We start from the raw sequence: 11102 nt of genomic DNA, 5'->3' as shown, positions 1-11102 counted from the left end.
AGAAGCCAAAAGCCAGCTTTTATACAAAATGGAACATTTTTCAGGCCATCTGCACCTGATTGCGCCCTGCGGCCTTGGCCCGGTATAGCGCCTCGTCGGCACGCTTGAGCGCCAAGTCACTGCGCTCTCCAGACTGAAACTGCGCCATGCCGATAGACAGCGTGATTGTCACTCGCTCGCCCTTGAAGTGAAACGGGCAGGCTTCGATGGCAGCACGCAGAGTTTCACCCAACGCCAACGCCTCGACCACGGTTGAATCAGGCATCAACAGGACAAACTCCTCACCGCCAAAACGCGCGATAAAGTCAGTTGGCCTCAAGCGCTTGCTCAGCACGTTGGCAATGATTTTCAGCACCTTGTCGCCGGCCAGGTGGCCGTAGCTGTCATTGATGCGTTTGAAGTGATCCAGGTCCAGCATCGCCAGTGACAGACTATTGCCGCACTGATGCCAAGCGTTGACTTCATATTCCAGACGTTCGCTCCAGGCAGCGCGGTTGGGCAATCCGGTAAGCGGATCGATCAAGGCTTTCTGGCGCTGCACCTCAAGGTGCTCACGATAACCCAAGGCCTCCTGCTCCATGTTGGCGACTCGTTCTGCCAAACCCTGCAATCGCGCGGCGACTTCGTGCTCGCGCTGGTCACGCTGCTGCTGGTGCTGGTCCATGGTGCCCAGCAACCCTTCAAGGTGGCTTTCCAGCACATGCTTGAGGCTGTCCAGGTCAGCAGCTTCCTGGACGCTGCTTTGCAGGCCATCTACCTGCTCGCGAATTTGCGTATCCAGTTCCCGTGCCGCCGTGCGGCTGTCGGCGTGCCCGTCACTGGCGGCCTGCAGGTTGCCCTGAAACGCTTCAAGACGCTCGTTAAGCTGCTTGAGGTAGGTCTCGAACTCGTGCTGACCGCTGTCGGTGATAGCCAGCATCAATACGGCCAAATCATCGAGGATCGGCAGCAATTCGTACCAATTCAGTCCATGGGCGAGGCGCTCGCGCATGGCTTCGGCCTGGGGACGGTAACGTTCAGGCAAGGCCAGGTCTTCCAGCAGGCCCAGCAGGGTATCTTCAATGTGCTTGGCCACTGAGCTGTAGGAAGGCTCAGGGGAGTCCGGCAGGGCGTAAATCACCTCTGGCTGCGGCCCTTCAGGGTCTATCTCGATCGGCTCTTCAGCCATTACCGGCGGCAAGGACAGGCTACCGATCACCGTCAGTTCCGGCACGCTGGCCTGGGCCTGCAGCGGTGGCGCCATGGCGGCGAGGGCACTCTCCGATGGCAGATCAGGCGCCACATCGACAGGTTGCTGCTGTTCTGAAACTTCGGCGCCGTGCACCGGCACATCGATGAGCGGTGCCTGGGGCACGGCGGCAATGAGTCGGGGAGTTTGCGGCGCATCGCTGGCGACCTTGACCGTGTCTATCATCGATACACGCGCAGCATCAGGCTCCGACTCAACGACCACAGGCGTCGCAACTGCCAGCGGTAGCGGGGCAAAGGCCCGCAACGCCTGTGTCAGTTCAGGTGTTGGCGTTGCAGGTTCAGGCGCCAGGGCCGGCTTGGGCGGGCGGCTTACCTCGGCGGCAGGCTGTGGCTGGGCAGCAAGAGGCCGCGGCAAAGCCACCGTTGCCACCTGCGGCGCCTCTCCTGCGGCCTCTTTCGCGCCAAACAGGCGTTGCAACAGCCCAGGGCGATCGGGTTCGCCATCCACCTCCAGATTATTCAAGGCTTGGCCTTGAAGGCCACTCAGCTCACTGAGCAGCAGCGGAATCTCCCGAGCCTGGCCAACGCGACTGTCCAACTGCTTGGCGAAGCTCTTCAGCGGGCGGCTCACTTCGCGGGGCAAGGGCAACGCCTGCAACTGGGTCACCAACGCCGTCAATGCCGTACCGATCTGATCAACACGGGTTTCGCGGCGCTGCTCGGAATCCAGCACGGCTTTTTCCAGGCGCGGCAACAAAGCAGCCAATGCTGCGTCCATGTCGTCGGTGCGAACGACGTCACGCATCTCCTTCATGCACTGGTCAACCGCCCGATCAGTTCCCTCGGCCGCCAACGTGCTGCGCACCAGGCCACGACGCAACAGGTCGAGACGAGCGGCCCAACGGCGTTCGAGCTTTTCTTGTTGCTCGATGTTTAACAGGTACTTTTCTTTCCAGCGCTGGGCGTCGTCGCTCATGCAAGGGGTCCGCGAGGGCCAGGGCTCAACGCGGGCAATGCATCAGCCGTGAGCGAACCCGGCAGACGAATTTCTACCGCGACCGGCAGGTGATCGGAGATGGGCTGCGCCAATACCTGTACGCTTTCGAGTGTCAGGGTCGGGCTCAGCAGGATGTGATCAAGGCAACGTTGCGGGCGCCAACTGGGGAACGTGGCTTCAACTTGCGGAGCCAGCAACCCAAGGTCGCGCAACGGGGAATTCTGTAGCAGGTCACTGGCATGGGTATTCATGTCACCCATCAGCACCTGATGTTTGTAGTCGCCAATCAGCTCACGGATGTAGGCCAATTGCATGGTCCGGGCTCGAGCCCCTAGCGCCAGGTGCATCATCACCACCACCAGCGCCTCCGGCCCTTCGCCGAAACGCACGAGAATCGCACCGCGCCCCTTGGGGCCTGGCAACGGGTGATCCTCGATCGCCCACGGTTTCAAACGGCTGAGCACACCATTACTGTGCTGGCCGAGTTTTCCGAGGTTGCGATTGAGTTGTTGATACCAGTAGGGAAAGGCGCCCAACTGGGCCAGGTGCTCGACCTGATTGACATAGCCGGAGCGCAGGCTGCCGCCGTCGGCCTCCTGCAGGGCTACCAGGTCGAAGTCACCCAATAGATCGCCAATCTTTTGCAGATTGCCGGCCCGCCCGTTGTGGGGCAGCAAGTGCTGCCAGCCACGGGTCAGGTAATGCCGATATTTCTCGGTACTGATCCCCACCTGGATATTGAAGCTGAGCAGGCGCAGCCGGCTGTCTGCCGGCAGGCCCGTGGATTCCAGATGGTGTTCGTTGACCTGCGGATCATGCAGGCCTACGACGCGTTCGGTACCCCAACGCCGCATGGCGAGCCCCTTACTTGGCTGCGCGCTCTTTGCCGATCAGTTGGTCGGCAATATTCAGGGTCTGCTCCGGACCACCGGAAGTGCCCAGGTCAAAGCGGTATTTGCCGTTGACAATCATGGTTGGAACGCCTTGCACGCCGTACTTTTGCGCAAGCTCCTTGGCTTTGGCGATCTGACCCTTGATGGCAAAGGAGTTAAAGGTCGCAATAAACTTGTCCTTGTCGACACCCTGGGTGGCAACAAAGTTAGCCATATCGTCAACCTTGGTCAGTGGCTTGCGATCTTTCTGGATGGCCTCGAACACCGCGTTGTGGACCTTATGCTCGACACCCATGGCTTCCAGGGTCAGGAACAACTGGCCATGGGCATCCCATGCGCCACCGAACATGGCTGGAATACGTACGAAGTTCACGTCCGATGGCAGCTTTTCGACCCACGGATTGATGATCGGCTCAAACGAGTAGCAATGCGGGCAGCCATACCAGAACAGCTCCACCACTTCGATCTTACCTGGCACGGAAACCGGTACTGGGTTGCTTAACTCAATATAGGTTTTACCCGCTTCAAGCGGCACATCGGCGGCTTGCGCGGTCATGCCGAAGAGGCTGGCAGTGACGAGAGCGGCGCTGAGGATCAGATTACGCATGCTTTACTCCTGGACAAATAAAGTCGCCTCGCGCGACCTTTATTCAGACAGGTCTACACGGGCATGAGTTCGTTAGTGTAACGGTAGCAGCCACAAAAAAGGGCGGCCTAAGCCACCCTTTTTATGCTCGCATCGATAGATTAATCGAGCGTTAACGTTGCAAGAGATGTATAGCCCCGCAACGTTTGGTCATCCCGGCCTTACTTGTGCAGGCCTTGGATGTAGCTCGATACCGCAGCGATGTCTTCGTCGCTCAGCTTACGGGCGATAGTGCGCATGGTTTGAGCATCACCATCGTTGGCACGGCCGCCGTCTTCCTTGCGGAAATCGGTCAACTGCTTGGCAATGTACGTAGCATGCTGCCCACCCAGATGCGGGAAGCCTGCTGCAGCGTTGCCGGAACCGTCCGGCGAATGGCAGCCGGTGCAGGCTGGCAGGCCTTTTGCCAGATCACCACCACGGAACAAGGCCTCACCGCGTTTTACAAGTTTTGGATCGGCCGCACCCACACTGCCTGCCTGACTGGCGTAATAAGCCGCGATATCCGCCAGATCCTGATCACTGAGATTAGTCAGCAAGCCGGTCATTTCCAGGACAGTACGCTTGCCGTCCTTGATGTCGTGCATTTGCTTGGTCAGGTATTTTTCACCCTGGCCTGCGAGCTTCGGAAAATTGGGCGCCGGGCTGTTGCCATCCGGTCCATGGCAAGCACCACATACGGCGGCTTTCGCCTTGCCAGCAGTGGCGTCGCCTGCAGCATGGGCAACACCGGTGATGCCCAAGGTCAACAGCAGACTCACGATCAGTTTGTTCATCAGCTAATCCAACTACGGCTAAGGGTTAAAGAGTTATGGACCGGGTTTACTCGCTCATCCAACGGATGATGGCCTGGTAATCCTCGGTACTGCAGTCCATGCACAAACCACGCGGCGGCATCGCCTTGAAACCCTGGGTCACGTGCTGCACCAGCGTATCCATGCCTTGCGCCAGTCTCGGCGCCCAAGCGGCCTGATCACCCCGTTTGGGGGCGGTCGGCAACTGTCCGGCATGACAGGCTACGCAAGCGCGGTTGTACATGGCTTCCGGATCCTGTGTAGCCTGAGCGCTGTAAAGCGGCATCAAGACACCGGCAGCTAGCAGCCATTTCGTCATACGACGACCTTTACAGGGTTTGAGAGCGTTTTGCGTTCTAATGCGCAATATAGGTCTTTCGCTCCCGCGAACTTCATCCTTCGCTGGGACAAAGCACACACAAAATCTGCGGCATTATATACTGGCGCTACTGAAACGGAAACGACACCGCTTGCCGCACCCATTCCCGGCACCGCCCACATCGGAAATCTCATGCAACTCAAGAACCCCATCCTCGGCCTGTGCCAACAGTCCACCTTCATGCTCAGCGCCGCCAAAGTCGACCAATGCCCCGACGACGAAGGCTTTGAAGTCGCCTTCGCGGGCCGTTCCAATGCCGGCAAATCCAGCGCTCTGAACACCTTGACCCATGCCAGCCTGGCTCGCACCTCGAAAACCCCTGGGCGCACACAGCTGCTCAACTTCTTCAAGCTAGACGATGATCGGCGTCTGGTCGACCTGCCGGGCTACGGTTACGCGAAAGTACCTATCCCGCTGAAGCTGCACTGGCAGCGTCACCTGGAAGCCTATCTGGGTGGTCGGGAGAGTTTGAAGGGGCTGATTCTGATGATGGACATCCGTCATCCAATGACCGATTTCGACCTGCTGATGCTCGATTGGGCAGTCGCCAGCGGCATGCCGATGCACATTCTGCTGACCAAGGCCGACAAGCTGACCTATGGCGCAGCAAAAAACACCCTGCTCAAAGTGCAGGCGGACATTCGTAAAGGCTGGGGTGATGCGGTGACGATCCAGCTATTCTCGGCGCCGAAACGCCTGGGCCTGGAAGATGCCTACACCGTGCTGGCAGGCTGGATGGAACTGGCGGACAAGGGTTCGGAAGCTGCTGCCGAGTAAAAGCTACAGGCAAAAAAAACCCCGGACTTCGCATGGGGAGGGGAAGTTCGGGGTCCAAGTTCCGGACCGCTAGGGCGGGATCCAGATATCTGCCAACACTTAACACAACATAGGAGCATTGAAGGGCTTCACCACCCATTCAGTAACTCTGAGTGACTTTTCATCGGTTAAGTTCCGGCGCTCCGGGAAACTATTGGAAATAACCTTCGGCTGTTTCCGATCTAAAAAGCTCAAAAGGGCGCGTTTGCGCGACAGCGCGCCGCAGCAAACGCCCTTCGTGGCGACTGATCAGTGCGCCTCGTCCCAGTTATTGCCCACCCCGACTTCAACCAACAACGGCACATCCAGCTTCGCTGCGCTGCTCATGTGCAAGCGAATTTCCTCGCGAACCTTGTCCACCTGATCCTCGCGAACCTCCAGCACCAGTTCATCGTGCACTTGCAGGATGACTTTGGCGTCCAAGCCAGACTCAGCCAGCCAGTTATCCACCGCCACCATGGCTTTCTTGATGATGTCAGCGGCCGTGCCCTGCATTGGCGCGTTAATCGCCGTGCGCTCGGCGCCTTTGCGCAAGGCCGCGTTTTTTGCGTTGATTTCCGGCAAGTACAGGCGACGACCGAAAATGGTTTCCACATAACCCTGTTCGGCCGCCTGGGCGCGGGTGCGCTCCATGTACGCCAGCACACCAGGGTAACGGGCGAAGTAGCGGTCGATATAAGCCTGCGATTGCTTGCGGTCGACGCCGATCTGCTTGGCCAGGCCAAAGGCGCTCATGCCATAGATAAGCCCGAAGTTGATCGCCTTGGCACTACGACGCTGATCAGTGGTAACAGCGTCCAGCTCCACGCCAAACACTTCCGCCGCTGTCGCCTTGTGCACGTCTAGGTCATTGCGGAAGGCGTGCAGCAGCCCTTCGTCCTTGGCCAGGTGAGCCATGATCCGCAGCTCGATTTGCGAGTAGTCCGCCGCCAGTAGCTTGTAGCCCTTGGGCGCGACGAAGGCTTGACGAATCCGTCGGCCCTCGGCAGTGCGGATGGGAATATTCTGCAAATTCGGATCGCTGGAAGACAAGCGTCCGGTAGCCGCCACCGCTTGATGATAAGAGGTGTGAATTCGCCCGGTGCGCGGGTTGATCTGCTCCGGAAGGCGGTCGGTGTAGGTGCTTTTCAGCTTACTCATGGAGCGGTATTGCATCAGCACTTTGGGCAGCAGGAAATCCTGGTCTGCCAACTCGGCGAGCACCGCTTCAGCGGTGGAAGCCTGGCCCTTGGCGGTCTTGCTGAGAACCGGATAGCCGAGCTTCTCGTACAGAATCGCTCCCAGCTGTTTAGGTGAGCCGAGGTTGAATTCCTCACCGGCGATTTCAAAGGCTTCGCGCTCCAGGGCGACCATTTTCTCGCCCAGCTCGACACTTTGAACACCCAGCAACTTGGCATCCACCAGCGCGCCCTGGCGCTCGATACGCGCCAGCACCGGCACCAACGGCATTTCGATGTCCGACAACACGCTTGCCAGACTCGGGATCGCCGCCAGTTGCGCATGCAGGGTCTGATGCAGGCGCAAGGTCACATCGGCATCTTCGGCAGCGTAGGGGCCGGCCTGCTCCAGGGAAATCTGGTCAAAGGTCAACTGTTTGGCCCCCTTGCCAGCAATGTCCTGGAAACTGACAGTGCTGTGGCCCAGGTATTTCAGGGCCAGGCTGTCCATATCGTGGCGGGTCGCGGTGGAGTCGAGAACGTAGGACTCCAACATAGTGTCGTAGGCAATGCCCTGCACCGTGATACCGCAACTCTGATCGCCGCCAATGGCGCAGTTGGCCAGAATATTCATGTCGAACTTGGCGTGCTGGCCGACCTTGAGCTTGGCCGGGTCTTCCAGAATGGGCTTCAAGGCGCGCAGCACGGTGTCGCGATCCAGCTGATCAGGCACGCCCATGTAGGAGTGGGTCAACGGGATGTAGGCCGCTTCATAGGCCTCGACTGCAAAAGACAGGCCTACCAGTTGCGCCTGCTGCGCATCAATACCCGTGGTTTCGGTGTCGAAGGCGAACAACTTGGCGCTGCCGAGCTTCTTCAGCCAGACGTCGAAACGCGCCTGGTCAAGGATGGTTTCGTACTTGATCTCAGTATCGACAACGACTGTGTCAGCTACTGGTGCCACTACGTCCTGACCGGCACGCTTGGCATCGCGCTGAACATCTTCGTACCAGCTCTTGAATTCCAGCAAGGTGTACAACTCAAGCAGCTTCTCGCGATCCGGCTCGATCAGGTGCAAGTCTTCCAGGCCAACATCCAGCGGCACATCGACCTTGATCGTCGCCAACTGGTAGGACAGGAACGCCATCTCCTTATGCTCTTCAAGCTTGGCGGGCAAGGTCTTGGCACCACGAATCGGCAGTGTCGGGACAATATCGAGCTGCTCGTAGAGTTCCTTCAAGCCACCGTTGACCCCCACCAGCAAACCGGAAGCCGTCTTGGGGCCAATACCCGGGACGCCTGGAATGTTGTCGGACGAGTCGCCCATCAGCGCCAGATAGTCGATGATCTGCTCGGGAGCGACACCGAATTTCTCCTTCACGCCCTCAACGTCCATGGCACTACCAGTCATGGTATTGACCAAGGTAATGTGCCCGTCGACCAGTTGCGCCATGTCCTTGTCACCGGTGGAGATCACCACTGGCCGGTCGGCGGCCGCGCTACTGCGGGCCAGAGTGCCGATCACATCGTCCGCTTCTACCCCTTCGACACACAGCAGGGGAAAACCCAGGGCGATCACGCTGGCATGCAGCGGCTCGATCTGCACGCGCATGTCGTCGGGCATGCTCGGGCGATTGGCCTTGTATTCGGCATACATGTCATCGCGAAATGTCCCGCCCTTGGCGTCAAACACTACCGCGAACGGGCTATCCGGGTACTGCTTGCGCAGGCTTTTGAGCATGTTCAACACGCCCTTGACCGCACCGGTCGGCAGGCCTTTGGAGGTGGTCAGCGGTGGCAGCGCATGGAAGGCGCGGTACAGGTAAGAAGAACCGTCCACCAGGACGAGGGGGGCTTGGCTCATGAGCAGGATCAACCTTTTCGGCGGGTCAGGCGCTAGAATAGCCGGACCAATGACAACAAAGGGACAAGGTTATCATGCGCACACTGAATCGCCTGTTGTTGACCGGCTTGATTACAATCGCTCCGATGGCTGCCATCGCGGCCGACACCGCCCCCTCGGGAGACCCGGACGTTACCATCCGCACCGAAGGCGACAGGGAGATTCGGGAGTACCGCCAAAACGGTTTCCTGTATGCGATCAAGGTCACCGTCAAGGGTGCCCCACCCTATTTTCTGGTGCGCGCGGACGGAACCGATGCGAACTTCATCCGCTCGGACCAGCCGGATATGCTGATCCCGTCATGGAAGATCTTCGAATGGAAATGATTTCTTAACTTTAATCGGCGCTGCGCACTGCGGCGCCCGTACTGGCAGTTTTAACCATGTCTGTGTTCACCCCCCTGGCTCGGCCCGAGCTGGAAACCTTTCTGGCCCCTTACGGGCTCGGCCGCCTGCTTGACTTCCAGGGGATTGCCGCTGGTAGCGAAAACACCAACTTCTTCATCAGCCTGGAAAAGGGCGAGTTTGTCCTGACCCTGGTTGAACGCGGTCCCGTCCAGGAAATGCCGTTTTTCATCGAACTGCTGGACGTGCTCCACAAGGCCGGCCTTCCGGTGCCTTATGCCCTGCGCACCACCGACGGCGTGGCCTTGCGGGAGTTGGCCGGCAAACCGGCACTTCTGCAACCGCGCCTGGCAGGCAAGCACATCAAGGACGCCAACGCCCAGCACTGCGCGCAAGTGGGTGAACTGCTGGGTCATCTGCACCAAGCAACCCAGGCCAAGGTGCTGGAGCGCAAGACTGATCGCGGGCTGGACTGGATGCTCGACGAAGGTGCACAGCTGATCTCGCACCTCGATGAGGAACAACGCCGCCTGCTGCAGGACGCACTGGACGAAATCCAGCAGCGCAAAGCGCAGATCCTGGCGCTGCCGCAGGCCAATATCCACGCCGACCTGTTTCGCGACAACGCGATGTTCGAAGGTACGCACCTGACCGGTCTGATCGACTTTTACAACGCCTGCTCGGGGCCGATGCTGTACGACGTGGCAATTGCCCTGAATGACTGGTGCTCGGATGCCGATGGCGTGATTGATGGCCAACGGGCACGGGCGATGCTGGGAGCCTATGCAGGCTTGCGGCCGTTTACCGCCAAGGAAGCCGAGTTGTGGCCAACGATGTTGCGAGTGGCTTGCGTACGCTTCTGGCTGTCACGCCTGATCGCTGCCAAGACGTTTGCCGGCCAGGACGTGCTGATTCATGACCCGCGAGAGCTTCAGCAGCACCTGGCGCAACGCCAGCAGGTCAATACACCGCTGCCGTTCGCCCTGTAACAAACCGATTTTGCAGGGGCCCGCCTGGCCCCTACAACGACTCCAGGCACCCCGCCAGAGCATTCCCCAATTTCTCCAGCACCTGCTCATAACCCTGAGCGGTAGCCGGCGTGTACCCACCCAATGCATCCAGCTCTGCCAGCTTCACCGGCAAACCGGCCACCAACGTTTGCGCCAGGCGCGGACGCAATGGTGGCTCGCTGAACACACACGTCTTGCCAACTTCCTGCAAGCGGGTACGCATCGCCGCGACATGCTGTGCGCCTGGCTGCACTTCAGCGGCCACGCTGAACACGCCGGTGTGCTTGAGGCCGTAAGCATCTTCAAAGTAGTCAAACGCTTCATGGAACACGAAGTACGGCTTGCCGGCAACGCCAGACAAGCGCGCCTTCAAACGCACATCCAAGGCATCCAGACGGCCGTCAAAGACTTGCAGGTTGCTCTGATAACGTTCGGCATTGGCCGGATCGGCAGCGCTGAGGTCCGCCGCCATGCGCGTTGCGATCACCCGGGCATTGATCGGTGACAGCCACAAATGGGCATCAAGGCTGCCAGGGCGATGATCGTGATCATGATCGTCGCCATCTTCGGCGTGGGAGTGGCCATCGTCGGCGAAGTGCCGCAGTTTAAGCCCTGGGAGGTCCTGAATGGCCACGGTCGGCAAGCTGCGACCTTTCAGGACTCGCGGCAGAAAGCCTTCCAGGTCCGGACCGATCCAATAAATCAGATCCACCGATTGCACACGCCGTACGTCGGAAGGACGCAGCGCGTAGTTATGAGGCGATGCTCCCGGTGGCAGCAACACCTCTGGGACCGCCACACCGTCCTGCACAGCGGCCGCAATCAGTTGCAGGGGTTTGATACTGGTAAGCACCCGAACCTCGGCCTGAGCGGTGCCAGTAATGAATAAACTGGTGACGAAAACGACAAAAATGGGAAAAAGTCGGGACACGATGACCACTCAAAGGCGTAGGAACAGGTAACATAATAACG

The 11102-nt window shown here is 59.2% G+C and carries 10 protein-coding genes; 3 read left to right on the top strand and 7 right to left on the bottom strand.

Going from position 1 to position 11102, the window contains the following annotated elements; all coding sequences use genetic code 11:
• Positions 1-40 precede the first annotated feature (40 nt).
• The 5 genes from ACZRJ6_RS09295 to ACZRJ6_RS09275 all read right to left on the bottom strand — a co-directional run bounded on the left by ACZRJ6_RS09295 (position 41) and on the right by ACZRJ6_RS09275 (position 4840).
• Positions 41-2167, bottom strand: coding sequence for a GGDEF domain-containing protein (locus ACZRJ6_RS09295; protein WP_463967451.1), 2127 nt, complete (start codon positions 2165-2167; stop codon positions 41-43).
• Entirely contained in the window at positions 2164-3042 is an 879-nt protein-coding gene (locus ACZRJ6_RS09290) for an endonuclease/exonuclease/phosphatase family protein (protein ID WP_149412751.1), read from the bottom strand. The genes ACZRJ6_RS09295 and ACZRJ6_RS09290 overlap by 4 nt, the downstream gene beginning before the upstream one ends.
• Positions 3043-3052: 10 nt before the next feature.
• Positions 3053-3688, bottom strand: a complete 636-nt coding sequence (locus tag ACZRJ6_RS09285; RefSeq protein ID WP_463967452.1) for a thiol:disulfide interchange protein DsbA/DsbL — start codon at positions 3686-3688, stop codon at positions 3053-3055.
• Positions 3689-3888: 200 nt separating this feature from the next.
• Positions 3889-4503 carry a c-type cytochrome gene (locus ACZRJ6_RS09280; protein ID WP_463967453.1) on the bottom strand — a complete coding sequence of 205 codons (615 nt, stop codon included), beginning with the start codon at positions 4501-4503 and terminating at the stop codon, positions 3889-3891.
• A 46-nt stretch (positions 4504-4549) separates the two neighbouring features.
• Positions 4550-4840 (bottom strand): c-type cytochrome, encoded by a 291-nt coding sequence (locus ACZRJ6_RS09275; RefSeq protein WP_463967454.1) that lies wholly within the window; start codon positions 4838-4840, stop codon positions 4550-4552.
• 192 nt (positions 4841-5032) lie between these two features.
• On the opposite strand from ACZRJ6_RS09275, the gene yihA reads away from it, so the two are divergent.
• Complete coding sequence (yihA, locus tag ACZRJ6_RS09270; RefSeq protein WP_133100559.1) at positions 5033-5677, top strand: ribosome biogenesis GTP-binding protein YihA/YsxC; 645 nt, start codon at positions 5033-5035, stop codon at positions 5675-5677.
• Between the two features lie 288 nt (positions 5678-5965).
• Here yihA and polA read toward each other — a convergent pair whose 3' ends face one another.
• Positions 5966-8737 carry a DNA polymerase I gene (gene polA, locus ACZRJ6_RS09265; RefSeq protein ID WP_463967455.1) on the bottom strand — a complete coding sequence of 924 codons (2772 nt, stop codon included), beginning with the start codon at positions 8735-8737 and terminating at the stop codon, positions 5966-5968.
• Between the two features lie 74 nt (positions 8738-8811).
• Between polA and ACZRJ6_RS09260 the strand changes: the two genes are divergently transcribed.
• Together ACZRJ6_RS09260 and ACZRJ6_RS09255 are read left to right on the top strand one after the other, a co-directional pair.
• Positions 8812-9102, top strand: coding sequence for a DUF2782 domain-containing protein (locus tag ACZRJ6_RS09260; RefSeq protein ID WP_133100561.1), 291 nt, complete (start codon positions 8812-8814; stop codon positions 9100-9102).
• A gap of 56 nt (positions 9103-9158) precedes the next feature.
• Positions 9159-10109, top strand: a complete 951-nt coding sequence (locus ACZRJ6_RS09255; RefSeq protein ID WP_463967456.1) for a homoserine kinase — start codon at positions 9159-9161, stop codon at positions 10107-10109.
• 31 nt (positions 10110-10140) lie between these two features.
• On the opposite strand, the gene ACZRJ6_RS09250 is transcribed toward ACZRJ6_RS09255, so the two are convergent.
• Complete coding sequence (locus tag ACZRJ6_RS09250; RefSeq protein WP_463967457.1) at positions 10141-11070, bottom strand: zinc ABC transporter substrate-binding protein; 930 nt, start codon at positions 11068-11070, stop codon at positions 10141-10143.
• Positions 11071-11102 lie beyond the last annotated feature (32 nt).

The organism is Pseudomonas sp. C321, assembly GCF_055407105.1.
Note: the sequence above shows the minus strand (reverse complement) of the source record. Positions and strands in the feature narration are given on the sequence as shown.

Bases quoted from the DNA above. Each gene is read 5' to 3' on its own strand.
- ACZRJ6_RS09280 (WP_463967453.1), bottom strand. From the start codon at position 4,503: ATGAACAAACTGATCGTGAGTCTGCTGTTGACCTTGGGCATCACCGGT.
- ACZRJ6_RS09260 (WP_133100561.1), top strand. From the start codon at position 8,812: ATGCGCACACTGAATCGCCTGTTGTTGACCGGCTTGATTACAATCGCT.
- ACZRJ6_RS09275 (WP_463967454.1), bottom strand. From the start codon at position 4,840: ATGACGAAATGGCTGCTAGCTGCCGGTGTCTTGATGCCGCTTTACAGC.
- yihA (WP_133100559.1), top strand. From the start codon at position 5,033: ATGCAACTCAAGAACCCCATCCTCGGCCTGTGCCAACAGTCCACCTTC.
- ACZRJ6_RS09255 (WP_463967456.1), top strand. From the start codon at position 9,159: ATGTCTGTGTTCACCCCCCTGGCTCGGCCCGAGCTGGAAACCTTTCTG.
- ACZRJ6_RS09295 (WP_463967451.1), bottom strand. From the start codon at position 2,167: ATGAGCGACGACGCCCAGCGCTGGAAAGAAAAGTACCTGTTAAACATC.
- polA (WP_463967455.1), bottom strand. From the start codon at position 8,737: ATGAGCCAAGCCCCCCTCGTCCTGGTGGACGGTTCTTCTTACCTGTAC.
- ACZRJ6_RS09285 (WP_463967452.1), bottom strand. From the start codon at position 3,688: ATGCGTAATCTGATCCTCAGCGCCGCTCTCGTCACTGCCAGCCTCTTC.
- ACZRJ6_RS09290 (WP_149412751.1), bottom strand. From the start codon at position 3,042: ATGCGGCGTTGGGGTACCGAACGCGTCGTAGGCCTGCATGATCCGCAG.